This is a genomic window from Acinetobacter sp. YH12049 (assembly GCF_013419875.1).
Classification (GTDB): Bacteria; Pseudomonadota; Gammaproteobacteria; order Pseudomonadales; family Moraxellaceae; genus Acinetobacter; species Acinetobacter amyesii.
Map to the genome: position 1 here is coordinate 1 of NZ_VOZH01000028.1, position 22,521 is coordinate 22,521.

General features: G+C 40.1%; 30 protein-coding genes and 1 tRNA gene. 14 read left to right on the plus strand and 17 right to left on the minus strand.

Annotation, left to right across the window (positions count from 1 at the left end; genetic code table 11):
* Positions 1–105 precede the first annotated feature (105 nt).
* Together FTU05_RS12560 and FTU05_RS12565 are read left to right on the plus strand one after the other, a co-directional pair.
* Positions 106–327: a hypothetical protein gene (locus FTU05_RS12560; protein WP_180165546.1), complete on the plus strand. Its 222-nt coding sequence runs from the start codon at positions 106–108 to the stop codon at positions 325–327.
* A 14-nt stretch (positions 328–341) separates the two neighbouring features.
* Positions 342–1,019 carry an MATE family efflux transporter gene (locus FTU05_RS12565; RefSeq protein WP_180165547.1) on the plus strand — a complete coding sequence of 226 codons (678 nt, stop codon included), beginning with the start codon at positions 342–344 and terminating at the stop codon, positions 1,017–1,019.
* A gap of 51 nt (positions 1,020–1,070) precedes the next feature.
* Here the strand turns inward: FTU05_RS12565 and FTU05_RS12570 are convergent, their stop codons facing one another.
* The gene (locus FTU05_RS12570; protein WP_111883988.1) at positions 1,071–2,297 is read right to left on the minus strand and encodes a pyridoxal phosphate-dependent aminotransferase; all 1,227 of its coding nucleotides are present in this window, start codon (positions 2,295–2,297) and stop codon (positions 1,071–1,073) included.
* 270 nt (positions 2,298–2,567) lie between these two features.
* Positions 2,568–3,395, minus strand: a complete 828-nt coding sequence (map, locus tag FTU05_RS12575; protein WP_168378021.1) for a type I methionyl aminopeptidase — start codon at positions 3,393–3,395, stop codon at positions 2,568–2,570.
* A 207-nt stretch (positions 3,396–3,602) separates the two neighbouring features.
* Between map and rpsB the strand changes: the two genes are divergently transcribed.
* The 3 genes from rpsB to FTU05_RS12590 all read left to right on the plus strand — a co-directional run bounded on the left by rpsB (position 3,603) and on the right by FTU05_RS12590 (position 6,050).
* Positions 3,603–4,349 carry a 30S ribosomal protein S2 gene (rpsB, locus tag FTU05_RS12580; RefSeq protein ID WP_180165549.1) on the plus strand — a complete coding sequence of 249 codons (747 nt, stop codon included), beginning with the start codon at positions 3,603–3,605 and terminating at the stop codon, positions 4,347–4,349.
* 141 nt (positions 4,350–4,490) lie between these two features.
* The gene (gene tsf, locus FTU05_RS12585) at positions 4,491–5,366 is read left to right on the plus strand and encodes a translation elongation factor Ts (RefSeq protein WP_180066391.1); all 876 of its coding nucleotides are present in this window, start codon (positions 4,491–4,493) and stop codon (positions 5,364–5,366) included.
* Between the two features lie 174 nt (positions 5,367–5,540).
* Complete coding sequence (locus tag FTU05_RS12590) at positions 5,541–6,050, plus strand: DUF3465 domain-containing protein (RefSeq protein WP_180162939.1); 510 nt, start codon at positions 5,541–5,543, stop codon at positions 6,048–6,050.
* A gap of 252 nt (positions 6,051–6,302) precedes the next feature.
* On the opposite strand, the gene FTU05_RS12595 is transcribed toward FTU05_RS12590, so the two are convergent.
* From FTU05_RS12595 to FTU05_RS12625, 7 genes are all read right to left on the minus strand, one after another.
* Complete coding sequence (locus FTU05_RS12595; RefSeq protein ID WP_180165551.1) at positions 6,303–6,758, minus strand: DUF962 domain-containing protein; 456 nt, start codon at positions 6,756–6,758, stop codon at positions 6,303–6,305.
* A gap of 153 nt (positions 6,759–6,911) precedes the next feature.
* Positions 6,912–7,526: a septal ring lytic transglycosylase RlpA family protein gene (locus FTU05_RS12600; RefSeq protein ID WP_180162938.1), complete on the minus strand. Its 615-nt coding sequence runs from the start codon at positions 7,524–7,526 to the stop codon at positions 6,912–6,914.
* Between the two features lie 286 nt (positions 7,527–7,812).
* Positions 7,813–8,814: a lytic murein transglycosylase B gene (gene mltB, locus FTU05_RS12605; protein WP_180165553.1), complete on the minus strand. Its 1,002-nt coding sequence runs from the start codon at positions 8,812–8,814 to the stop codon at positions 7,813–7,815.
* 787 nt (positions 8,815–9,601) lie between these two features.
* Positions 9,602–10,252 carry a hypothetical protein gene (locus tag FTU05_RS12610; protein WP_078190308.1) on the minus strand — a complete coding sequence of 217 codons (651 nt, stop codon included), beginning with the start codon at positions 10,250–10,252 and terminating at the stop codon, positions 9,602–9,604.
* 17 nt (positions 10,253–10,269) lie between these two features.
* Positions 10,270–11,088 (minus strand): NADPH-dependent 7-cyano-7-deazaguanine reductase QueF, encoded by an 819-nt coding sequence (queF, locus tag FTU05_RS12615; protein WP_180065006.1) that lies wholly within the window; start codon positions 11,086–11,088, stop codon positions 10,270–10,272.
* Positions 11,088–11,861, minus strand: a complete 774-nt coding sequence (locus FTU05_RS12620; protein ID WP_180023368.1) for an ABC transporter permease — start codon at positions 11,859–11,861, stop codon at positions 11,088–11,090. The genes queF and FTU05_RS12620 overlap by 1 nt, the downstream gene beginning before the upstream one ends.
* Positions 11,858–12,793 (minus strand): ABC transporter ATP-binding protein, encoded by a 936-nt coding sequence (locus tag FTU05_RS12625; protein WP_168378014.1) that lies wholly within the window; start codon positions 12,791–12,793, stop codon positions 11,858–11,860. The genes FTU05_RS12620 and FTU05_RS12625 overlap by 4 nt, the downstream gene beginning before the upstream one ends.
* A gap of 188 nt (positions 12,794–12,981) precedes the next feature.
* Between FTU05_RS12625 and FTU05_RS12630 the strand changes: the two genes are divergently transcribed.
* Positions 12,982–13,057: transfer RNA gene (locus tag FTU05_RS12630), tRNA-Arg, on the plus strand.
* A gap of 166 nt (positions 13,058–13,223) precedes the next feature.
* On the plus strand, positions 13,224–14,462 hold the full coding sequence (locus FTU05_RS12635) for an integrase arm-type DNA-binding domain-containing protein (protein WP_180165617.1): 1,239 nt from the start codon (positions 13,224–13,226) through the stop codon (positions 14,460–14,462).
* On the opposite strand, the gene FTU05_RS12640 is transcribed toward FTU05_RS12635, so the two are convergent.
* The 8 genes from FTU05_RS12640 to FTU05_RS12675 form a co-directional block, all read right to left on the minus strand.
* Complete coding sequence (locus FTU05_RS12640; RefSeq protein ID WP_111883997.1) at positions 14,452–14,628, minus strand: helix-turn-helix domain-containing protein; 177 nt, start codon at positions 14,626–14,628, stop codon at positions 14,452–14,454. The genes FTU05_RS12635 and FTU05_RS12640 overlap by 11 nt on opposite strands.
* On the minus strand, positions 14,628–14,873 hold the full coding sequence (locus FTU05_RS12645) for a hypothetical protein (RefSeq protein WP_257230122.1): 246 nt from the start codon (positions 14,871–14,873) through the stop codon (positions 14,628–14,630). The genes FTU05_RS12640 and FTU05_RS12645 overlap by 1 nt, the downstream gene beginning before the upstream one ends.
* Entirely contained in the window at positions 14,870–15,301 is a 432-nt protein-coding gene (locus tag FTU05_RS12650) for a hypothetical protein (RefSeq protein WP_180165555.1), read from the minus strand. Before FTU05_RS12650 ends, FTU05_RS12645 begins: the two co-directional genes overlap by 4 nt.
* Complete coding sequence (locus tag FTU05_RS12655; RefSeq protein ID WP_180040738.1) at positions 15,298–15,489, minus strand: hypothetical protein; 192 nt, start codon at positions 15,487–15,489, stop codon at positions 15,298–15,300. Before FTU05_RS12655 ends, FTU05_RS12650 begins: the two co-directional genes overlap by 4 nt.
* Before the next feature lie 3 nt (positions 15,490–15,492).
* Positions 15,493–15,642: a hypothetical protein gene (locus FTU05_RS12660; protein ID WP_180165557.1), complete on the minus strand. Its 150-nt coding sequence runs from the start codon at positions 15,640–15,642 to the stop codon at positions 15,493–15,495.
* Entirely contained in the window at positions 15,639–15,863 is a 225-nt protein-coding gene (locus FTU05_RS12665) for a hypothetical protein (RefSeq protein WP_180110032.1), read from the minus strand. The genes FTU05_RS12660 and FTU05_RS12665 overlap by 4 nt, the downstream gene beginning before the upstream one ends.
* Positions 15,860–16,177 (minus strand): hypothetical protein, encoded by a 318-nt coding sequence (locus FTU05_RS12670; RefSeq protein WP_180165559.1) that lies wholly within the window; start codon positions 16,175–16,177, stop codon positions 15,860–15,862. Before FTU05_RS12670 ends, FTU05_RS12665 begins: the two co-directional genes overlap by 4 nt.
* A gap of 106 nt (positions 16,178–16,283) precedes the next feature.
* Positions 16,284–16,925: a LexA family transcriptional regulator gene (locus tag FTU05_RS12675; RefSeq protein WP_178962196.1), complete on the minus strand. Its 642-nt coding sequence runs from the start codon at positions 16,923–16,925 to the stop codon at positions 16,284–16,286.
* A 100-nt stretch (positions 16,926–17,025) separates the two neighbouring features.
* On the opposite strand from FTU05_RS12675, the gene FTU05_RS12680 reads away from it, so the two are divergent.
* The 7 genes from FTU05_RS12680 to FTU05_RS12710 all read left to right on the plus strand — a co-directional run bounded on the left by FTU05_RS12680 (position 17,026) and on the right by FTU05_RS12710 (position 22,310).
* Positions 17,026–17,256, plus strand: coding sequence for a ribonuclease D (locus FTU05_RS12680; protein ID WP_178962198.1), 231 nt, complete (start codon positions 17,026–17,028; stop codon positions 17,254–17,256).
* A 13-nt stretch (positions 17,257–17,269) separates the two neighbouring features.
* Positions 17,270–17,773 (plus strand): phage regulatory CII family protein, encoded by a 504-nt coding sequence (locus tag FTU05_RS12685; RefSeq protein WP_180165561.1) that lies wholly within the window; start codon positions 17,270–17,272, stop codon positions 17,771–17,773.
* Positions 17,773–18,681, plus strand: a complete 909-nt coding sequence (locus FTU05_RS12690; RefSeq protein ID WP_180165563.1) for a primase-helicase zinc-binding domain-containing protein — start codon at positions 17,773–17,775, stop codon at positions 18,679–18,681. The genes FTU05_RS12685 and FTU05_RS12690 overlap by 1 nt, the downstream gene beginning before the upstream one ends.
* Positions 18,678–20,576: a DUF5906 domain-containing protein gene (locus FTU05_RS12695; protein WP_180165565.1), complete on the plus strand. Its 1,899-nt coding sequence runs from the start codon at positions 18,678–18,680 to the stop codon at positions 20,574–20,576. The genes FTU05_RS12690 and FTU05_RS12695 overlap by 4 nt, the downstream gene beginning before the upstream one ends.
* Positions 20,577–20,972: 396 nt before the next feature.
* Positions 20,973–21,446 carry a hypothetical protein gene (locus FTU05_RS12700; RefSeq protein ID WP_180165567.1) on the plus strand — a complete coding sequence of 158 codons (474 nt, stop codon included), beginning with the start codon at positions 20,973–20,975 and terminating at the stop codon, positions 21,444–21,446.
* A gap of 145 nt (positions 21,447–21,591) precedes the next feature.
* The gene (locus FTU05_RS12705; protein ID WP_178962207.1) at positions 21,592–21,999 is read left to right on the plus strand and encodes an HNH endonuclease signature motif containing protein; all 408 of its coding nucleotides are present in this window, start codon (positions 21,592–21,594) and stop codon (positions 21,997–21,999) included.
* Positions 21,999–22,310: an HNH endonuclease gene (locus tag FTU05_RS12710; RefSeq protein ID WP_180165569.1), complete on the plus strand. Its 312-nt coding sequence runs from the start codon at positions 21,999–22,001 to the stop codon at positions 22,308–22,310. Before FTU05_RS12705 ends, FTU05_RS12710 begins: the two co-directional genes overlap by 1 nt.
* Positions 22,311–22,521: the final 211 nt, after the last annotated feature.

Below are 22,521 nucleotides of genomic sequence, written 5' to 3' on the forward strand. Positions count from 1 at the left end.
TGTTCAAATGGCTATTCTACGTTTGATTGGTTTTGGAAAAAAAGAAGAATTTAAGAAAGTGCTAGCAATTTTAAGAAAGAAAAAGCCTGATAGGACAAGGATCCTATGAAATTTGTCGTGTACAGAGTAATAAAAGTAACTTTGGCATATGGCTTTATATTTGGAATTTCGGTTTTTAATATTCCTGCTTATGGTGTGAAAGGTGCTTTTCTAGCGCATCTTCTTGCGCAATGGCTATTACTGGTTCTCTATTATTTCTTTTTCTTAGAAAAGAAATTGAGTATTCACTGGTCGGGTGAGTTCTTTAATTTAAAAATTGGGGCTTAGGAAGTTAAAGAGGGTTGTTACGGAGTATTTTAAGCATTGGTTTACCAACTGCTGTGGTTGTTTTTATTGATGTATTTACCATAAGCGCAATTGCGTTACTGGCATTACCACTGGGTAATGTCATTGTAAATGCGCATCAAATCGCTATGGGGTTTTGCGGCTTATTGTTTATGTTGCCGCTCTCACTTGGTGCAACCTTTAGTATTTTGGTATCGACTAAAATCAGAGAGGGGCGTGTTCAGGAGGCGTGGCATTTAACCGGTATAGCGATGAAGGTGGCATTCGTGGTCGCTTTAACCGCCTCAATCGTTGTGGCAGTATTTTATCCCTATATGTTGCCCTTGTTCAGTAATGACAAAGATGTACTCAACGTGGTTTTCGCATTGGTGTTTTTATTGTGTTGGATGCATATCTTTGATGCGATATTAGTAGTTTCGGTCAATATGTTGAGGTGTTGGAAAGTCATTGTATTTCCGATGCTGGTTTATAGCAGCATGATTTTGGTTTTCGGACTTGGCGGCGGCTGGTATTTGGCATTCCATCCAGTGACATGGTTAGGGCGCAAGTACGAGGCATTCAATATTCAAGGTTTTTGGATCATGCTGTGTGTTGCTTATACGCTGGCAGCAGTTATTTGCTTTATCTGCCTTAAATGGAAACATAGCAAATACTTTAAAATGGCTCAGGGATAAAAAAACCCGCGAAATTCGCGGGCTTTTTTTTGATTTGATCTCTAGATCAAATTATTTTTCAGCAGCAATTGAAGCAATCGCAGCGTCTACGCCTTCGATTGAGTCAGCAGCTTTCTTAATACGTGCAAGCGCATCTACAAGAACTTCGTCTGCAGTTGCATAAGAAATACGCATATAACCACCTAGACCGAACGCATCACCAGGAACTACTGCAACACCAGTTTCTTCCAATAACCATGCAGAGAATTCTGTGCAAGATTTTAAACCTTTTGCACGAATCAATGGACGGATGTTTGCGTATGCATAGAATGCACCATCAGCAGGAAGGCAAGTAATACCGTTGATGTCGTTCAAGCCTTTCACAACTAGGTCGTGACGGCGTTTGAATGCTTCAATCATTGGCTCAAGAACGTCTTGAGGGCCATTCAATGCAGCTTCAGCAGCAACTTGTGAAATAGAAGTTGGGTTTGAAGTTGATTGAGATTGGATTTTTTTCATCGCACCAATAAGTTTAGCAGGGCCCGCTGCGTAGCCAATACGCCAGCCAGTCATTGCATAAGCTTTAGATACACCGTTAAGAACGATTACGCGATCGTAAAGGTCTGGTGCAACTGTTGCGATGTTGTAGAATTCGTCGTCCCAACGGATTGGTTCGTACATATCATCAGAAGCAACTAAAACTTCTGGGTATTTACGTAGAACGTCAGCTAAAGCAAGTAATTCTTCTTTAGTGTAGATCATACCTGTTGGGTTAGAAGGGCTGTTTAGAACCACTAAACGAGTTTTGTCAGTGATTGCAGCTTCTAATTGAGCAGGCGTAATTTTGAAACGTTGGTCTTCACCACATTTCACGATTACAGGAGTACCTTCAGCAATGATCACCATGTCTGGGTAGCTTACCCAGTAAGGAGCAGGGATAATTACTTCGTCACCTTTATTTAACAAAGCAAGTGCCAAGTTAAAGAAAGATTGTTTACCACCACAAGAAACCAAGATTTGGTTTGCAGCGTAATCAAGGTTATTGTCGCGTTTTAATTTAGCAATAATTGCTTTTTTAAGACCTGGAGTACCGTCAACAGCTGTATATTTAGTGAAGCCATTGTTGATAGCAGCAATTGCAGCATCTTTGATGTGTTGTGGGGTATCGAAATCCGGTTCACCTGCGCCTAAACCAATTACGTTTTTACCAGCAGCTTTTAATTCAGCAGCTTTGTTAGTAACAGCAAGTGTAGGGGACGGTTTGATGCTATTTACACGATCAGACAGACGTACGTCCACGGCAGTATTCCTTCTTATAGGGATTAAAAAATAAAAAGCACACTATCTTAGCTTAAATGCACAGTAATGGGGAGTGGCAAAATCAACAATGTGCAAAAAAGTGTGATATTCCATCCTAACCCTATAATTGAGAAAATTTACATTGAGTTACTTAAATTTTTAATCAAATTTTATGGCAAATTCTTAAAGTCACGGACAAAAATAAGGCCTAAAAAAGGCCACAACATGTGTGACCATTTTTAATAAAATTTTGTGCTTCAAATACTTTGCTTATTGAACAAAACGCGATAAATCTTCTTCAGGACGAGCAGTTAGCACTTCTACACCATTTTTTGTTACAAGTAGCGTATGTTCGTACTGTGCAGACAAGCTATGATCTTTAGTAACGACAGTCCATTTGTCGCCAAGAAGTTTGGTTTTCCAGTCACCACCGTTCACCATTGGTTCGATGGTAAAGGTCATGCCTTCTTCTAAGATCATGCCTGTATTGGGTTGACCGTAGTGTAAAACTTGTGGTTCGTCGTGGAAAACAGTACCAATACCATGACCACAATATTCACGTACAACGCCAAAACGCTCTGACTCAACATATTGTTGAATGGCATTACCGATATCGCCCATTGTTGCGCCCGGTTTTACTACCGCCATACCACGGTACATGGCTTCTTGAGCAACTTTACATAAACGGTTCGCTAAAATAGATGTTTCACCACCCACGATGTACATCATGTTGGTATCACCGTGGTAACCATCTTTAATCACAGTGACATCGATGTTTAAAATGTCACCTTTTTTTAACTTTTTGCTTTCAGATGGAATACCGTGACACACTACATGGTTCACTGAAGTACAGATCACGTGCTGGAATGCTGGACGACCCGGCGCAGCGCCATAACCTAAACATGCAGGAATAGCTTCTTGTTTGTTGACAATATAGTCATGACAAATCGTATCAAGTTCTAGGGTAGTCACACCTGGAACAATATGCGGTTTGATCATATCCAAAACTTCTGCCGCCAGTCGACCCGCGACGCGCATTTTTTCAATTTCGTCAGGCGTTTTAATTAATCGACGTGGAGCTTCGTAAGTACTGTTCATGATCTCTAAAAACTTTTGGAAATTTGTATGTGACTATGGTATAAATAGCCGCCCATTTTATCAAATGCTTTTTCGTGAATATCTTTCACGAGCTTTGTGCGATGGGGCAATAAAATCCGCACATATATCGACACATTTCTCTGGGTGCCTTTTTAGGTGGAGAATGCGGGTATATGGAGGCCTAACCCAAACTTTAAGGTAAAGAAAATGGCAGATTACAACGTAAGCATGCGCGACCTTCTTCAAGCAGGCGCACACTTCGGTCACCAAACACGTTTTTGGAATCCAAAAATGCGCGAATACATCTTCGGTGCGCGCAACAAAATTCACATCATCAACCTTGAGCACACTGTTCCTGCGTTAAATGATGCTTTGAACTTTGCTAACAACTTGGCTAGCAAAAAGAACAAAGTTTTGTTCGTTGGTACAAAACGTGCAGCTTCTGCAATCATCCGTGAACAAGCTCAACGTGCAGGTCAACCATATGTTGATCACCGCTGGTTGGGTGGTATGTTGACTAACTGGAAAACTCTTCGCCAGTCAATCAACCGTCTAAAAGACCTTCAAACTCAATCTCAAGATGGTACTTTCGCTAAACTTACTAAACGTGAAGCTTTAGAACGTACTCGTGAGATGGAAAAACTTGAACGCGCTCTTGGCGGTGTTAAAAACATGGGTGGTTTACCTGACGCATTATTCGTAATCGATGTTGATCACGAAGCAATTGCAATTAAAGAAGCTAAAAACTTGGGTATTCCTGTTATCGGTATCGTTGATACAAACTCTAACCCAGACAACGTAGACTACGTTATCCCTGGTAACGACGATGCGATCCGTGCAGTTACTCTTTACGCTTCTGCTATGGCTGATGCGATTCTTGCTGGTAAAGAATATGCTCAATCACAAGCAAATGCACAAGCTAAAGGCGAAGAAGCTCCTGCTTCTGAGGCTTAATGCGTTTGACGTAAGCTTGTCATTTTTGCGACACGTGATGGTGGCAAAGTAAGCGTCATGTATGCAGACGGCCCAAGAGACAGCTCTGGGCCGTTTCTGTTCTAAAAAGAATTCATTTTCTACCGTATTTAGGAGATTAACATGACTGCAGTTACAGCAAGCATGGTTAAAGAATTGCGCGATCGTACTGGTCTTGCAATGATGGAATGTAAAAAAGCATTAACAGAAGCGGGCGGTGACATCGAATTAGCGATCGACAACCTTCGTAAATCTGGTCAAGCTAAAGCTGCTAAAAAAGCGGGTAACATTGCTGCTGACGGCGCGATCACTATCGCTCAAGAAGGTAATAAAGCAATCCTTTTAGAAGTTAACTGTCAAACTGACTTCGTTGCTAAAGACGAAAACTTTGCTGGTTTCTCTGCTAAAGTTGCTGCTGCTGCGCTTGCTGCTGGTGTAACTGACGTTGCTCAAATTGCTGAATTGAAACTTGAAGATGGTGCTACTGTTGAAGAAGCTCGTATCGCGCTTGTTCAAAAAATCGGTGAAAACATCCAAGTACGTCGTGCTCAAATCGTTGAAGGCGACAACCTTGCAGTTTACAAACACGGTTTAAAAATCGGTGTTGTAGTTGCATACGCTGGTGATGCTGAAACTGGTAAAGGTTTGGCTATGCACATCGCTGCATTCAACCCAGTTGCTGTAAACGAAGCTGGCGTTTCTGCTGAACTTATCGCTAAAGAAAAAGAAATTGCTGAAGCGAAAGCAATTGAATCTGGTAAACCAGCAAACATCGTTGAAAAAATGGTAACTGGTTCAGTTCAGAAATACTTGAACGAAGTTGTTCTTGAGAACCAAATGTACGTTATCGACAACGATAAGAAAGTTGCAGAAGTTCTTAAAGCAACTGGTACTACTGTTGCTAACTTCGTACGTTTCGAAGTTGGTGAAGGTATTGAGAAAAAAGCTGAACTTTCTTTCGCTGAAGAAGTTGCTGCTGCTCAAGCTGCTGCAAAATAATCTCTGATTATTTGTAGAAAAAAGCCCTCGTTTTAGAGGGCTTTTTTTATGGCTGTAGCTTTACTGATTTCAAAGCTATTCTGACTTTAAATTGTGTGCATTGTTGTTCACAGATCCTATTTTTATCCATATTAATGACTATAATGAGTTGAAAATTTAGATTTAAACTATCTTATGGCAAACAAAATAAACTTAACCATCGGCGGAATTATTGTTGCGCTTGCAGCAGCTTATTTCGGAATTGATTTACAACAACAAAAAACTGCACAAGTTCAGACGACAGCTGAACAAAACTCACAGCCACAAATAGAACCAGTACAACCCGCAGATGCTCAACAAAAAGGGCAGAGTGCTGAAGATATTATTGCGCATGCATTTAAAAATAAACTCAGTAATGTTCAGGTTGAGGGTGCAGGTCAAGTCAAAGCGGTACTTCGAGATGATAATGAAGGTAGTCGCCATCAAAAGTTCATTTTGACCTTAAATAATGGTCAAACGCTTTTGGTCGCGCATAATATCGATCTAGCCCCACGAATTGACGACTTACAAAAAGGCGATACAGTTCAATTTTACGGTGAATACGAATATTCAGATAAGGGTGGTGTGATGCATTGGACACATCACGATCCGAATGGACGTCATCAAGATGGTTGGTTAAAGCATCAAGGTAAAACCTATCAATAAAAATCACGTAGTCATTTTAACTTTAGTCATTTAAATGATCATGATTCAGATGAAGCTATAAACATAAAATTGGATTAATCATATTGAGTAAAAGCCAGTGTTTAAACACTGGCTTTTTGGTCGTATAAATAGAAAAAATGATTGGAAATACCAGAGATAAATACACCTATAAACAATAGGGTTTTAAGCATCGAATATGAAGAAAACCGATGTGGAATAAGTGAAAAAGAGATCTATGAAATTAATCGTGCTCTAAATGCTCTTTATTTGCGATTTATAGCGTGTTTTCCAATTACTAGGTACTTTTCCTGCAAATGTATCTAAACACCAAATAGGGCCAATGAGGAGGAATTGGAGATCTTTGAAAAAAGAGGGCTTTTTACCTTCAATTTTATGGCCATAAAATTGACCAATCCATGCGAATATAAAGAGCGCGATATAAAAGCCATATCCAACTGGTAACACCCAAATTAGCCATGCCATGATTAATGTTAACGCGGCCATTGCAACAGCAAGGACAATGTCTAAACGTGCGTAAAAGATAAATGCTAAAGCAAGTAAGACAGCAGTAAGTAGCGCGCTAAAATGCGCCAATATGCCAACGATTGAAAAATAAATCGTGGGTACGCAAATCCAGTGAATCATTTTATTGGTTTTATTTTGATGACTTTCGCTGTATTCATCAAACCATTCGTTGATTGTTTTCATGATAGTCCTTAATCATGGGGAAGGACTCCAATATAAACAAGAATGGAGGAAGGGTCAAAATCAGGATTACTGATGATTTGAAAGGCTAAGAGGCTACAAATAAAAAAACCACGCTAGGCGTGGTCTGTTAAATGCAGTCACTTCATTGGAGAATTAAGAATTTGGACCGTCTACGCGCTCAATACTCACGTTTGCAGTACCGGCACTGGTAATACCCAATTGCTTAGCAGCACCATAAGATAAATCAAGAACACGGTTACCATGGAATGGACCACGGTCATTTACTTTCACCACGACGCTTTTACCATTATTGCGATTCGTAACACGAATAAAGCAATTAAGTGGCAGGCTACGATGTGCTGCTGTAAGTGCGTTCATGTCAAACGTTTCACCGCTTGCTGTTTTACGACCGTGGAATTGACGACCGTACCAAGAAGCAGTACCTGTTTGAGTGAACTTACGAACAGTATTCGATGCAACAGTGTTTAACTTTTCAATCACTGAAGGCTCATCTTCAGGAATTTCGATTTTAGCAGCGATGGTTTGACGACGAATTTTATCGCCAGAACGCTCAGTGATTGAAAGGCTACTTAAATTCGTAAAGTTTGAATTGAAGCTTTGAGCTTCTTTATTCAATACACGAGCTGCAAGACGCGAGTTGTCATTATCATGATTGAATGATGATGACTGAACCATCTCAGCTTGTGACTGACTTAGCGCAACTGCCGTGGCAAGCGCTAAGGCATATTTAAAAATTGATGACTGCATTGTTTATCTCCCAATGGCATATTTACTGGTTCAACTAAGTCGCTGATATCCATGTAAACACGTCTGATATTTCACTTTTGCAACTATATTTAACGAGATGGATAATATTCATGCCATCAATAGGCTGTCTAGTGTTTAATTAAAATACTTTGAAAATGTCTAAAAAATTAACAATAGTTGGTTAAAAAATAATCAATAATGTAACAAGGTGTGTAAAATGTCGAATAAATGCTCATTTTGGTGAAAATATTTGTTGACTTTTTTGCTCTATAAGAAAAAACCAGTCTTATCGACTGGTAACTTCAGTGCCTAAAAGCCATAGTGCAGTCGCATACATACGGCTTTTGTTATAGGTTGTAATGACCTGAAAATTTGGATAAGTGATGTAATAAATTGGTCCAAAACTATCTTGCAATTGGATGACATTGACTAAATCGAGATCATCGATTTTTACCAATGGATTCATAGGGGTTACACCTTGAGCCTTGAGTACACCATAGGGTGTTGGCTGGTTTAAATCCTTTGCAATAATAGCATCTGGGTTGTTTCCGCTATAGCGAGCAGCAAAAGCGATCGGTTGATTACGCTGCCAACCATAATTTGCTAAATAATTTGCAATTGAACCAATGGCATCGACAGCCGAATTACGCAGGTCAACATGACCATTGCCATCGTAGTCCACACCAAATTTTGGAATGTTACTTGGCATAAATTGAGGATAACCCACAGCACCTGCATATGAACCGACGACAGAGTTGGTTGGAACACCATCTTTATATGACCAAGCAATCAGTGCAGCAAGTTCATCTTGGAAATATTGCGCACGGCGTTCATAGCCAAAACCAAGGGTCGCCAAAGCATCACGGGTAATAAAATTACCTTTATTGCTGCCGTAGCCTGTTTCAACACCCAAAATGCCTAAAATCACGGATTGAGGCACACCAAATTGTTGTTCTGCACGATTTAAAGTGTCGGCATATTGATTTTTGAAGCGAACGCCGCGTTGAATTGTACTTTCAGCTAAAAAATTGGTTTTGTATTGGTACCAAGGCTTTGATTCACCAGGTCTATTCATAATGCTAATAATGTTGGGTAGGTTTTTACTGCCTTGCATTGCCCAATCAATTTGATTTTCACTCAGACCATAGGTTTGCATTGCATTTTGTTTAAAGCTTGCATATGCCGGATGAGATTGGAAGTCGTTAGCCTGACAAAAACTGGTCAGTGAAATTGAACCGGCCATAATGGCAATATGTGATAGTTTTTTATAAAAATTTCGATTTAGCATAAATAAAAAATTTCCAGTTGCTTTAGCGATGAGTATGAACAAAATTTCGAGGGGAAAAGATCCTGAAAATTGTGATGACCTTCTAGTTTCATAGCTCATTAAAGGTAAACGTTACCAATAGCAACTAAGATACCACTGACAGCGCATGCTTTCATAAATAGATATACAAAAAAAGACAAAGCAAAGGATTTTTTCGTAGTTAACATATTGAAAAGTGACATATTCATTTACATAACTTGCAAATATTCACAAATCATTTGAAATATAGATGACTCTAAAACTCATGCGTCATAAAAACGCAGAACGAGTAAACTTTATCGCGTTGCGAAATACTGTTTAGAAGCTACATAAGTTGCAATGTTATATCTAAAAATAAAGGGACAGGATTAAAAAGGTACCGGTCTAAAACACCCATATGCAAGCAGTGGTTTATTCATTACATAGTTTTTGTTCGCCAACGCTTCAATGCTGTTGAAAACGTTGCTATATATAGTAGAAATATAGACTGAATGTTAAAAAAGAAAGAGATTGAATATTGAAATGGATGCATTGAAATTTAAGCCAAAATGACGGCAAGCATTCAAATCCTGTTTGTAATCAGGTTCTTTCTTTTCTGTGTGGATTTTTAAAAATAGTACATATAAATGTACTGTCATTTAATTGAGATCAGTTCATATTCTAGAACTGTGTTTGCATGACTATATATAGTCATTGTATCGGGATTCAGTTTTATGCGTTTAACCATAAAAAAACCTAGCCGAAGCTAGGTTTTTATTTGTAGCATGAATTATTTGTTAAACATCGCATCGTGTGCTTCTGCAAGGGCACCTAGCTCTTCTTTGGTTAGATTTGGGAAAATCTTATCAATCGCGATATGTATTGCTTTAATCACGGCAGAAGATCCGATATCGGCTGCTTTACGTTTAATCATGCCTAAATCGAGTGTTTTATTAAAGTCATTCATAAAATGACGTACTGCAGCTTCAGCAAACTGTTTATACAGTTCACCAAAAGCAGCTTTATTGACATCTACACCTGATTTAATTTCGGCATAACTGTTCTTAAGGTTAGTGACCAGTCCTGCATCTAAGCTCAGACCTACACGATGAGCGCCGACTGTGTCCTGAAATAAACTTCGTTCTGAAAATTCAATGGATTGTTTCACCACATCATTCGGAGATTTACCCAATAGCTGCTTTAACAATACAGCGACTGTTGATTTGACATAGCCAGCCAGTTTTTCTGCTGTGTCGCGCTTGTCGCTTGCAGGAAACAGATGAACAGGAGCTAATATAGTTGCACCAATGATTTCTTCATTAATCAGCAAAGCTGTTTTATCACGTAAAGGATAAAGTGGTTCACTCGAATTTTTTTTCGCGTGACCAGTTTGGATACTGCTTAGAAGTTCCTCAGAAGGAATAAAACCAAAAAATGGCATCACTAACCTCAATTTTTTTATTGTCGCGCCAATCGAATGGGGCGAGGCATCCATGTTAAATCCGATACACGACAAGGGTTGATATCCAATCCACCACGGCGTGTATAGGCAGCATATACCATCAGCTGACTTGGTTTTAAATGTTGCCAAATATCGGCAAACATTTGCTCCACACATTGTTCGTGGAAACCATTATGCTGACGGTAAGAAATAATATAAGCCAGAATACTACGATAACAAGGCTTAGTACCTTTATACCGTATAAATACCGTTCCCCAATCAGGTTGACCCGTGACTGGACAGTTACTTCTTAATAAATGTGAATAAAGTTGAATTTCAACTTCTTCTTGCGCTGCATCTTCATCTAAAGAGAGTAAAGCTGCATTTGGATGATTTTCTAACTGGGTGGGTTCTAAGTCATCAATACAGATGCCTTGCGGTTTTGAAATTTCAACATCATCGACATGAAATAGATCAATAGTCACAGCGGCATTGGCTGCTGCTGATAAGTCTTTTTCTACAGTTGCTTTAAACGCTGCCTGAGAATCAAATTTGGTAAAGTTCATACTATTAAAGTAGAGCTTTAAAGATTTCGATTCGATCAGGTTGTCTGAACTTGCTGGCAAAGTTAAACGACCAATAGCAACTTGAGGCACACCAGAAGCATTTAACCAAGAAATTTCAAAAACATGCCACCAGTCTTTACCTTGGCGGATGCCTTCCACATGGGCATATTGTTCACGTGCAGTGGCACGTGCAATCGGAAACAGAATATCGGGTTGATATTCTGTTGGGTAGTTGGTGTCTTTACCTAAAAGGGATTGTTCTACACTCATTATTCACGCATTCCTGAACCACGAGAAAGTAAATGATACGCCACGCCATAAAGTACAACGCAACATGCAGTAATAACTGTCAGTGAAATGCCGACATTCACATCGCTATGGCCCAAAATACCGTAGCGGAAAGCATTGACCATATACACGACAGGGTTGATTAAAGAGAGATTTTGCCAAAAAGGACTCAGTGATGAGATGGCATAGAAAACACCGCCTAAATAAGTCAGCGGAGTCAGGACGAAAGTCGGGATAATCGAAATGTCGTCAAAAGATTTTGCATAAACAGCATTAATAAATCCGCCAAGAGAAAACAGCAGCGAAGTAATGAGAACTGTATATATAGTTACGAAGATATTGGTCAGGTGTAATTCAGTAAAAAATAGGCTCATCACAGTGACAATAAAACCGACTAAAACACCACGGCAAACACCACCGATCACATAACCCCAAAGCACCATGTGTAACGGCACTGGACTCATGATTAATTCTTCGATGCTTTTTTGAAATTTTGCACTAAAGAAACTGGATGACACATTGGCATAGCTGTTGGTAATGACCGCCATCATAATTAAGCCGGGCACGATGAACTGCATATAGCTAAAACCACCCATTTGCCCAATGCGTGAACCGACTAAATTACCGAAAATCACAAAGTACAAACTCATGGTGATTGCCGGTGGGAGAAGGGTTTGCGGCCAAATACGCATGAAACGGCGAATTTCTTTATACACTAAGGTGTAGAGGGCAATACACAGTTGGTTAAAATTCATTGTGCTGCACCTTCAAGATTTTTTTCGACCATACGGACAAATAGTTCTTCTAGTCGGTTAGATTTATTACGCATACTTCGAACTTGAATACCTTGAGATTCCATGAGTTGGAATAAATCATTCAAGGTATGGCCTTTATCCATAGTGACTTCTAAGGTGACAGGATCTACTAAGTTGAAACGGACACCAATAATTTCTATATGGATCGGTTCAATGGGTTCGGCTAGATCGAAAATAAATGTTTCTTCATTCAACTGGCTGAGGAAACCTTTCATGCTGGTGTCTTCTTTAATCACACCACGATCAATAATTGCGATTCGACGGCACAACATTTCAGCTTCTTCTAAATAGTGTGTCGTTAAAATAATAGACGTGCCTTTTTCGTTCATTTCAGTGAGGAAATCCCACATCGAACGGCGTAGTTCAATATCAACACCAGCAGTCGGCTCATCTAAAATCAGCAGTTTAGGTTCATGCATCATGGCACGAGCGATCATTAAACGGCGTTTCATACCGCCCGATAGCATGCGTGCTTGGGTGCTACGTTTTTCCCAAAGGCCAAGCTTTTCTAAATATTCCTCTGCACGTTTCTCTGCTATCTTTTTAGAAATACCGTAATAACCAGCTTGAGTCACCAAAATATCAAATGTTTTTTCAAATTGACCAAAGTTAAATTCTTGAGGTACAACGCCCAAACACTGCTTTGCATGCGAGGGATGGGTATCTAAATTGTGCCCAAAAATTTCGACAGTACCTGAAGTTTTACGGGTTAGTGAACTGATAATACTAATCGTGGTAGATTTTCCTGCACCATTGGGACCTAAAAGTGCATAAAATTCACCTTCGGGTACTGTTAAATCAATACCTTTAAGCGCCTGAAACCCATTTTTATAGGTTTTTGACAGCTGCTTTAACGTTAGTGCATCAGTCATAAATAATTCACTCTATAAATAGTGTGAGTATTGTGCGATATCGGGGCAAATAAACCAAGTAAATCGTATGGAATTCTGCATTTTAAAAATAGAACGTTGTATAAAGCTTAAGCAGAAAAAAGCCTAACATCTATATAGTTGCTTTACCTTACAGTTTTTTTTGTTATGATGTGCGCAATCCAAAATAAGCGCTCATAGCTCAACTGGATAGAGTACAGGTCTCCGAAGCCTGTGGCGTGGGTTCGAGTCCCGCTGAGCGCACCACTTACATATTTCAATACATACCAAAATAACCGCAAATCCTTATAAATACTGTATTATCGCTCCTTTCTTTGTTTCAACTTGTTCCATGTAGTGCCGCTATAATCCGAATTTTTAGCAGTACATTTAGCAGTACAACATGGCAGCACTAAATAATGTACTACTAAACATGGCCAGAACTGTCGTAAGTCTCACTGATACCAGGATCAAATCAGAAATTACTAAGCACAAAAAATCACCAGATAAGATTGTAAAACTGTCTGACGGTGGTGGTTTATTTCTACTTTTAGATAAAAAAGGTGGAACTTATTGGCGGTTTGATTATTTTAAACCCATAACAAAAAAGAGAACCACGATTGGCATTGGTATTTATCCAGCGATGACGTTGGCGGAAGCGCGAAAACATCGTGAAGAGTATCGTGAGCTACTGTCACAAGGTATAGATCCATTCACGCATAAGCAGCAATTAGAAGAACAAGCGCGATTTGCGTTGAATAATACATTTGAAGCTGTGGCTCGCGAATTTATGCAAACAGAAAAACTGGCTGAATCAACGCGGCATCGTAACGAATTTGTTTATCAGTATTTATTCGATGCAATCGGGAAAAAACCGATTCATGAAATAACGGCCCGTCAATTATTAGATGTTTGTCAAATTTATGAGAGGCAAGGGAAATCTGAAACGGCAAGACGCATGCGCTCTAAAGCCGGTCAAGTGTTTAAATATGGATTGGTGCTTGGTCTTTGTGACAGAAATGTCGCATTAGATATTCAGGGATTATTGCAGCCACATCGGGCGACTCATCATGCTGCAGTAACAGATCCAAAATTGTTGGGTGAACTTCTAGTTGCGATTGATCAATACACAAAGCGTGGATCTATCGTCATGTGTTACGCATTGCGAATATTGCCACATGTTTTTGTGCGCCCTGGTGAATTACGTGCAGCCAAATGGGCGGACATAGATTTAGAAAATAGCACCTGGTCTTATACGCCGGCCAAAACAGAAAATGCGATTGGTACACAGTTAATAGTGCCTCTATCACACCAGGTAAAAAAGCTTTTTGAAGAACTCAAAATGGTGACTGGTAATAATGAATACTGTTTTGCGAATTATTGGGGAAAAACACGGCTTTTATCTGACAGTTCTATCAATAAAGCACTTAAAAATTTAGGTTGGGAAAATGGTGAAACAACAGGGCATGGTTTTCGTGCAACTGCTCGGACGTTGCTAGATGAAGTTTTAAAATTCCCGATTGAGCGTATTGAACAGCAGCTGGGGCATCAAGTGCGTGATATGCATGGACGTGCCTATAATAGGACAAAATATTTAGATGAACGTCGAGTAATGATGCAAGCCTGGTCAGATTATCTGGATAGCTTAAAAGAAAAAGCCCTTAGTTTATAAGGGCTTTGATTTGTTCTGCATATGCTTCCGAAAGTTTATCAGGTAATTTGACACGTACTGATCGGCCAAATTCAATTCGTTCAAGTTCACCGCGATCAAACATTCTATAAACTGTAGTGCGGCCAATATCTAAAAGTTTGCAAGTTTGACTAATCGTTAAAACCATTATTTAGCCTCCTTTTCATCCAGCAGCTGCGCAAGCAGTACTGCACCTGTACGAATGCGATTCACTAATTTCGTGACGTTAGCATCCTCGTAAGTCACAATATCATTTCGAAATTTAGGCAATGGTAGTTCTCGGCCAGCCTTTGAAAACTCATGATTGATATGCGCCACAATTTTGTTTTCAAGCTTACGTTTGAAGTTGGGGTTTTGAAGCATTTCAATGTGAGTCATTAATTTATTTTTCATGCTGATGCTTCCTTTCTCAATTGCTTAGTGCGTTCACGGCATTCAACGCAGTGGCACTTTCCGCTTTTATATACTTTGTATACAGTCAAACCATGTAAATCACATTTACCCTCAAAATAGTTTTGACCGGCATCTAGAGCTTTGGTTTTGGCATCAAAGTTAAATTTGTGACGTTGCTGTTCTTTCGTCAGTTTCTTTTCAATAGTTTCCAATACTGGACGATTAACACTCACTGAACGTGTCATCATCTTCCGCATAGTTTCCTGACTTGTTGTATATGACTCAGGTTTCGATCGACTAACACCTGATTGGCCAAAAGGGATTTGTTTCACTTTGCCCTTAGCCTTAAGAAAGTCGTCGACTTGGTTGGCAAGGGCAATAGCTTTGCCCTGATTGATGTAAACATCATGTGCAAGATTCGAGTTCATTGATGCTCTCCCAATTCTTGAATCAAACGCGCTGCAGTAACACTGTCAACGGTCGCAGGAACGATATGGTTTCCCAGCATATGAAAGGTGATGACATGTGCATCATTGGTTTTGCGGTAGACCACATTTGTCATGTTTGCTAAATGGATCGTATGTTCTGCATTATTCAAATCAGTAAACTGAAGCATGTCTTATTCTCCAATTTTAGTTTTATGTTGCATTGCTTGCGCCTTCAGTTCACCAGCATGATTAATCATCAAGCGGAAAAATATTGAGGCAGCTAAAACAGCGGGACAAACTATAAAAATGAACACGGCAACATGGCCATAATGTAAACTCATGGCACATACCCCACAGCGTCCACAGCATTGTTAAGGTGCTTGTCTTCATCAGATAGAGCAACTGGAGTGTCTTGGATCAAACAATGACAGCATTGTTCGTCCGTATAATTTGGACATTTCCCTTGGCAAGCATGGCCACCTTTTTTTCGATGCAGTTTTGGCCATGAATCAATGACTGATTGCTCAGGTACGATGCTTTCAGGGGTAACTGATAAGTTCATACATACTCCTCGATCAATTGAGCACGCATAGCCTTTGCAACATCGTCAAGCCATTTAGCTTTTTCTGTTAAATCAATAAATTCGAAATTGATTGCAGCATCAATGAATGCATTTGCTTGTGCAATTGCGATTGTAAATTCGTGTTGATTGTTTGATTTGTAGATGCTGTGAATAGCAGTCTGAATCTGTGAAACAGCACGTTCTTTGTAGAAATCAAAATCTTTGACTTGTGGTTGCGCAAAGTCATCAGCGAGTAGACGACTGACAATGATTTGATCGAATTGATCATTTTTTTGAGGATTTAAATTTTTCATAAAAAAACCTAAGTAGAGTTAGATTGAAATTAATCTAACCTAGCTTAGGTTTTGTGGCAACTATTATTTCTAAGTTTGCTTAGAAATATTTTTTAATAATTGTTTTTTATAGAAATTTTTTCGAAGGTTCAAATCTTCCTACGTATTTTCCTTTATAAAGACAATTTTCTTTTAAGTCTATGATATTGGGTTGAAAATTAGGATTAAGGGCTTGCAGATACATGCGATTATGATCTCTAACTAATGCTTTAAATGTTGCATCACCATCACATTGAGCAACGATCATTTCGCCTGTTTGTACGGATTCAAAATCAACATCGGGGTCGATACACACATAATCGCCGTCATTGAAGTGAGGGGCGTTGCTCGTTCCCTGGATGATCATATAAAAACTATTTTTGCCAGCATTTGGTGGAGCAGGTAGCCATTGTTCGATTTCATAATTTTCCAAAGATCGAATACTGGTCCAGTTACCAGCCTGTACATAACTTAAAACAGGCAGTAAGCGTACTACTGGGCGTGGATCTCTTACTGATGGTTCAGAGTCTTCAATTCCGTATTTCAAGAAATTAACTGTCGTATCTAATATTTCTGCAACAGCCATCAAGGTTTGAAATTGTGGTTCGTTTACATCTCGTTCCCAGTAGCCAACAGTCACATCGGATACATCTACCAGATTGCCAAGCTTTCCTTGAGTTAGTTTTTTACTTTTTCTCAATTGTTTGATTCTTGAGCCAAGGGTTTCCATAAGCTTTCCAAAAAAATAAATCTAAGCCATCTTAGCTATTGACGCTCAGTAAAAACTTCGGTTTAATAAATCTAAGGCAACTTAGATTTATGGAATAAATATGACTCGTCGTGAAGCAATGGCACTTTTAGGTGTGAACAAACTTTTTCAGTTAGCAGACAAACTTGAATTGACTACGGCTGCAATCGCGCAATGGGGAGATGATGCAGATATACCAGAGTATCGCGAATATGAAGTCAGAGAATTGGCTGCTGGTCGAGTTCCAAAACGTTTACTTAAGTCTAAGCAAAATTTAACTGCATCTGCGGTCTTAGAAAATATCCAAAATTAAGGACAAATTAGATATGAGTGATTTTTTATCAAATTTCGCTGCACAAAATGCTGTCTTACCTTTGGATGTTGCGCTATATCGTGCTTGTAAAGATAGACATGGAAGTAAAGCCGCCATAGCTGAAATTCATGGGTTTAATCCAATGGTATTCAGCAAATGTGTTGATATACAAAATACGCAATATCATTTGCATCCTGAGCATGTCGAAGCAATTTTGAACTACACAAAAGACATCCGTATTTTGCAAAGTGCAGCTGCCGCGCATGGTAATGCAGTGGTTTACGAATTACCTGCCGTTATTGATATTCATGACACGGGCTTTTTGGCCAATATAGGTGCAATTTCAAACCGTGTAGGTGAATTATTCACATCGGTGAGTGATGCATTGAAAGATGGACGAATAGTCGATGTTGAATTGGCAAGCATTGAAAAAGATGCAATGTGTCTGATTGCAGCTGTGGCACAACTTAAAAAATTAGCCCGTCAAAAGGCAGAAAATGATGTGGAGACAAATTAATGGCTCTAACATTTGATCAAGTGCGGGATGCTGCGCTCGGACGTTGGAAAGATCTTGTATACCCAGCATTTGGCATCACAGTACCAGCTAAAAAAAATATGCATGGTCCATGTCCGATTTGTGGCGGTAAAGACCGTTTTCGTTGTGACGACAAACAGGGAAAAGGTACGTGGATCTGTAATCAATGTGGTGCAGGTGATGGATTTGCACTGATTGAAAAGTCTCGCAGCATGAACTATTCAGAAGTTTTAAGCGAAGTTGGTGCGGTACTGGGCTTATCTGCAGAAACCAAAGTCACAGATGCAGACCGTAAAAAATGGAAAGAAAAGGCCGAAGCACAGGCCAAAGCAGCTGAACTTGAAGAGCGTAAAGCACAAGAAGCTGCAGCCAAACGTGCGGCACGGATCTGGGCCTATAAATCATCTGATCGTGATTGCCCGTACTTGGCACGCAAGCAGGTTCAAAACCATGGCTGTCGCATAAATGGCAAAGGAAATCTGATTGTTCCGCTGTTTGATATAGACGGAAAAATTTGGAATGTTCAAGAAATTCATGCGGATGGCCATAAGCCTTTTTTACCAGGCGGGCGAGTCAGCGCATGTTTTTACATGATTGGCCAGGTGACTCAGCAAGATCAGATTATCTGCATAGCAGAAGGCTATGCGACGGGTGCCAGCATTTATGAGGCGACCGGTCACGTCACGGTTGTGGCGTTTAATTCAGGAAATATAGACAAAGTGGGTAAAGAAATACGCATATTGCATCCGCATGCACGTCTTGTGTATTGCGCTGACGATGATAGCCATTCAACGCCACCTGATGCAGGCTTAAAAGCTGCGAATAAAGCTGTGGCTGCAACAGGCGGTATTGTAATTCTCCCCAAATTTAGTCAAGCGGTGAACGTATGAGTCAAGATGAAATTTTAGAGCAGCCACAATCAAATTCTCACCCATCTGACTTTAATGATCTGCATGTGAGTGAGGGTTTGCAGGTTGTACGGGAGCAGATCGCAAGCGGAATTTCTTCTCAATTTTCTGCTTTTGAAGTTCCCCCACACCCCCCTGAAATGGCAAGCCAAGATTCGGGGCGATTTTCAGCAGAGGATCAGGCATTTTTGGCAGAAGATGAGCCAAATACGCATAATCATGATGATTTTATGCTTGAAACGTATACCGAGCAGGACTTAGTCGAGCGTGAAAATCATTCTGGTGGGCAGCAACAAGAGGGGGATGGGGAATCAGAAGACTTTGAGCGTCCAGATTTTACAGTTGAAAAATGTTTAAGTCGCTTCATGTTGGTGGAGGGTAAAACTGACGTATGGGATTCCTTCCGTAAAAAAACCATTAAAGCGGTTGCATTTACAAAAATGGTTGGAAAATCGGTTGCTGAGCGTTGGCAATCGCATCGCAATCGTAAAATGATTGATCAGGATACCTTAAAAACCGAAGTGGATAGTCAGACAGCAATAGAAATCACTGACTTGATTAAACGCTATGTGCATTTGGAGGGTACGCTAGAGTCTTGGGATACACTTCATCGTGAACGTGTTAAAAATGCAGCGATTCGAGAAGCATTTCCAAATCAATACGAGATCTGGTTTAAATCTCCGCATCGTCGCATGATTCATAATACTGATTTGGTATTTGACCCGACGAATTCATCTAAACCACATCAAATTAACCGGTTTACTGGGCTTGAGATCGTTGCAGCAACAGATCCTGATGCACCAGACATGTTGATGAACCGAAAAGACGCTTATGAAAAATGTAAAAGTTTTGACCAGTTATTGCGCCATTTGTGTGTTGGGGAGCCGCAGGCATACGGCTGGTTAATTCGATGGTTAGCATATCCGCTTCAACATAAAGGGGCCAAAATGGCCACGTCAATACTCATGCACGGTAATATTCATGGTGCAGGTAAATCGCTATTTTTTGGCGGCATTATGGAGAAAATCTACACAAAGTATCATAAGACCCTCGACCAGCGAGATCTGGAAAGCCAATATAACGACTGGGCTGATGAAGTGCTTTTTTTGCTGTTTGAAGAAATTGCAAATAATAAGACCAAGCACGGCATGATGGGATTTATTAAGCATTTGATCACTGGATCTAAGCTATCGATTCATCAAAAATTCTTGTCATCTATGCAACAGGCAAACCACATGAATACGGTATTTTTATCGAATCATACACAGCCTTTGCCAATTGAAGAAAATGACCGCCGGTTCTTGGTGCTGTATCCCAAGTCCACTGTACCGCAGGAATTATTAGACCAGGTTGTTGCGGATCTGGACGATAACGATGTGATAGAAGCATTTTATGCAACACTGTTACAAGTTGATTTGACAGGGTTTAATGCCCACACTAAGCCGCCAATGACCAAGGCAAAACGGGAAATTATTGAATATACACGGGCAGGTTATGACACGTTTATTGTTCAGTGGATCGCTGAAGAAACGGACTACCCCTACTGTACGTGTACGGTATCCCAGCTCTATGACGCTTATCAAAAATGGTCCAAAAAAACCAATGAGCATATTGTTAGTCTAAAAAGATTTATGGGTGAAGCTAAAAAATATGGTGTGATCTCGACGGAGAAACAGGAGCATTGGCGAAAACCATCTCAGTCAGCAAACAAGCAGCAAAGTAAATTGGTGGTTATTGGAGTGATGCCTGAGCAGACAGAGGATAAGCTGGGAATTATGCGACCAACTGTGAAAATGGATTGGTACGGTGCAGACATCGAAAAATTTGACAAGTCGTTACAAGGTGATAATAATGATGCTCCATACCCATTCCCATAATAATTACAGGGTTAAATGTGTACCATGTGTACCATCGTGTTTACCATTTATGACCAATGGTACACATCTGCAAGCCTTACCACATAACACTTTATTGTCCAATGTTTACCATGTGTACCATTGCGCGCGCACGCGCACACGGGAAAATTTTGCAGCCAGTAATTATGATTTAAATTTCTATTTCAAAAATGATTTAAAAAAATTCTCTTGCGTGAGAGATATTGTATTAATGGTACACAAGGTACACATTTCTCTAAAAGCCTTAATATATAAGGCTTGTGTATGTGTACCATTTTTATACAACGGTACACAAAAAACGCCAATGGTAAACATTGCATTCCAAGTATTTGTTTTTAATGTTTTTTTCATGTGTACCATTGTTGAGGGACGTTTCTAATGGAAAAATTCATGCGTTTACTCAATCCAAAGTCAATCAATTACGAAGCAGATCGCATTGATGGTGGCCAGCCTGCAATGACAGCACAAGATATTCTGCTAGCAATGAGCTTTGCAAAGCTGACTAAGCTACAAGACAACCTAATCCGCTTAAAATACTTTGGTGCAAACACCAAAGGCAATGTACAAATCTTTAGTGAAATTCTAGTTGGCAAGTATGAACAGCAGTTCACTGATGCGGGTGTGAATCAGATTTATCATCAGTCCATCGTGCTGATTGCATTGACCGAGTTTTGTTTGGTCCCTGCAAGTTATAAACCTACTGAGCGTGCACGTGCTTCAATTTGTGGCTGGAGTGATACGACTGTTAGAAATCATATGAAAATCTGTGTTGAGTACACACTTAAAGATTTGAATGCTGAGTTATCTTTTGGCGAAGAAAAGATTTTTACTTGTATAAGTAAATCTAAGTAAACTTTGATATTGACTCAAAAGCAAAATGAGGTTAAATTTTACCACAATGGAAAACTCTAGATAAAAGCGCTGTAGTTCTCCATGGAACCGAAAGGTTCTTTAAACAAACTGCATGATTACCCCTGAAAGTTCATGCAGTTTTTTTATGCCCGCATGTTGCACTGGTCGCAATCATGCGGGTTTTTTTATGGGATACGCAGACATGGGTAAAAAGAATCGAGCAGCTCACTGGCAGGAGCATGAGCAATCAGCCGACAAAGCTGAGAAGGCCAGAGCAAAACCGCTAAAAGATGACAAGGCCAAAGCATGGCGTAAAGCCTGTGCAGATTATCTACTGGCGAATCGATATTGCTATGACTGCACTAAGCGTGGTTATACAAGCCCAGCAGATCAGGTTGCGCACATTGATCAGCCTATAAGCCAAGTGAAGTTCTGGAACATCGATAACTGGCAGGCATTGTGTGAGCCATGCTTCCAGCGGATCACTGAGGGCAAGCCACTGACTGTTCAGGAACCCATACCTAAAGACGCGAAATTATATACGGTGAAGTAATGGCACGATTAACAAAGCTGGGTGGATCACTGCCCACACTTAAAAGTAATCAACCGACCTTGGCCAAACAAGGAAACTATGGCCAAGGTCGTGGCGGTCGGCCATGGCGTCGGATCAAACGTGAAGTGCATGAACGTGATAACTGGACGTGCTGCAAGTGCCAGCGTGTATCCATGAACCTTGAGTGTGACCATATCGTAAACAAAGCCCAAGGCGGAACGGATGACATGGACAACCTGCAGTCGTTATGCAAGCAATGCCATGACCAGAAGACACAACAAGAAAGCAAACACGGGATGCAAAGATTTTAGAACATACAGAACCGGCACACGTTAGCTTAGTTCAATGTTGACAGCTCGGAATAGACGGCATATTGATTGAATCTGTAGGCGATACATAAATCTGAAAGTGGAGAGCTAGTAGGGTGGTGTCTCAGTACTCGTGAATAGCTTCGGGTGAACACTAAGACTGACTAACACTGTGCAAGGTTCGCATCTTGCCAATCAAGAAGCCTAGCTTCTG

Coding starts and splice junctions, on each gene's coding strand:
- FTU05_RS12560 (WP_180165546.1), top strand. CDS start 106: ATGAAATTTGTCGTGTACAGAGTAATAAAAGTAACTTTGGCATATGGC.
- map (WP_168378021.1), bottom strand. CDS start 3,395: ATGAACAGTACTTACGAAGCTCCACGTCGATTAATTAAAACGCCTGAC.
- rpsB (WP_180165549.1), top strand. CDS start 3,603: ATGGCAGATTACAACGTAAGCATGCGCGACCTTCTTCAAGCAGGCGCA.
- tsf (WP_180066391.1), top strand. CDS start 4,491: ATGACTGCAGTTACAGCAAGCATGGTTAAAGAATTGCGCGATCGTACT.
- FTU05_RS12590 (WP_180162939.1), top strand. CDS start 5,541: ATGGCAAACAAAATAAACTTAACCATCGGCGGAATTATTGTTGCGCTT.
- FTU05_RS12595 (WP_180165551.1), bottom strand. CDS start 6,758: ATGAAAACAATCAACGAATGGTTTGATGAATACAGCGAAAGTCATCAA.
- FTU05_RS12600 (WP_180162938.1), bottom strand. CDS start 7,526: ATGCAGTCATCAATTTTTAAATATGCCTTAGCGCTTGCCACGGCAGTT.
- mltB (WP_180165553.1), bottom strand. CDS start 8,814: ATGCTAAATCGAAATTTTTATAAAAAACTATCACATATTGCCATTATG.
- FTU05_RS12610 (WP_078190308.1), bottom strand. CDS start 10,252: ATGCCATTTTTTGGTTTTATTCCTTCTGAGGAACTTCTAAGCAGTATC.
- queF (WP_180065006.1), bottom strand. CDS start 11,088: ATGAGTGTAGAACAATCCCTTTTAGGTAAAGACACCAACTACCCAACA.
- FTU05_RS12620 (WP_180023368.1), bottom strand. CDS start 11,861: ATGAATTTTAACCAACTGTGTATTGCCCTCTACACCTTAGTGTATAAA.
- FTU05_RS12625 (WP_168378014.1), bottom strand. CDS start 12,793: ATGACTGATGCACTAACGTTAAAGCAGCTGTCAAAAACCTATAAAAAT.
- FTU05_RS12635 (WP_180165617.1), top strand. CDS start 13,224: ATGGCCAGAACTGTCGTAAGTCTCACTGATACCAGGATCAAATCAGAA.
- FTU05_RS12640 (WP_111883997.1), bottom strand. CDS start 14,628: ATGGTTTTAACGATTAGTCAAACTTGCAAACTTTTAGATATTGGCCGC.
- FTU05_RS12645 (WP_257230122.1), bottom strand. CDS start 14,873: ATGAAAAATAAATTAATGACTCACATTGAAATGCTTCAAAACCCCAAC.
- FTU05_RS12650 (WP_180165555.1), bottom strand. CDS start 15,301: ATGAACTCGAATCTTGCACATGATGTTTACATCAATCAGGGCAAAGCT.
- FTU05_RS12655 (WP_180040738.1), bottom strand. CDS start 15,489: ATGCTTCAGTTTACTGATTTGAATAATGCAGAACATACGATCCATTTA.
- FTU05_RS12660 (WP_180165557.1), bottom strand. CDS start 15,642: ATGAGTTTACATTATGGCCATGTTGCCGTGTTCATTTTTATAGTTTGT.
- FTU05_RS12665 (WP_180110032.1), bottom strand. CDS start 15,863: ATGAACTTATCAGTTACCCCTGAAAGCATCGTACCTGAGCAATCAGTC.
- FTU05_RS12670 (WP_180165559.1), bottom strand. CDS start 16,177: ATGAAAAATTTAAATCCTCAAAAAAATGATCAATTCGATCAAATCATT.
- FTU05_RS12675 (WP_178962196.1), bottom strand. CDS start 16,925: ATGGAAACCCTTGGCTCAAGAATCAAACAATTGAGAAAAAGTAAAAAA.
- FTU05_RS12680 (WP_178962198.1), top strand. CDS start 17,026: ATGACTCGTCGTGAAGCAATGGCACTTTTAGGTGTGAACAAACTTTTT.
- FTU05_RS12685 (WP_180165561.1), top strand. CDS start 17,270: ATGAGTGATTTTTTATCAAATTTCGCTGCACAAAATGCTGTCTTACCT.
- FTU05_RS12690 (WP_180165563.1), top strand. CDS start 17,773: ATGGCTCTAACATTTGATCAAGTGCGGGATGCTGCGCTCGGACGTTGG.
- FTU05_RS12695 (WP_180165565.1), top strand. CDS start 18,678: ATGAGTCAAGATGAAATTTTAGAGCAGCCACAATCAAATTCTCACCCA.
- FTU05_RS12700 (WP_180165567.1), top strand. CDS start 20,973: ATGGAAAAATTCATGCGTTTACTCAATCCAAAGTCAATCAATTACGAA.
- FTU05_RS12705 (WP_178962207.1), top strand. CDS start 21,592: ATGCCCGCATGTTGCACTGGTCGCAATCATGCGGGTTTTTTTATGGGA.
- FTU05_RS12710 (WP_180165569.1), top strand. CDS start 21,999: ATGGCACGATTAACAAAGCTGGGTGGATCACTGCCCACACTTAAAAGT.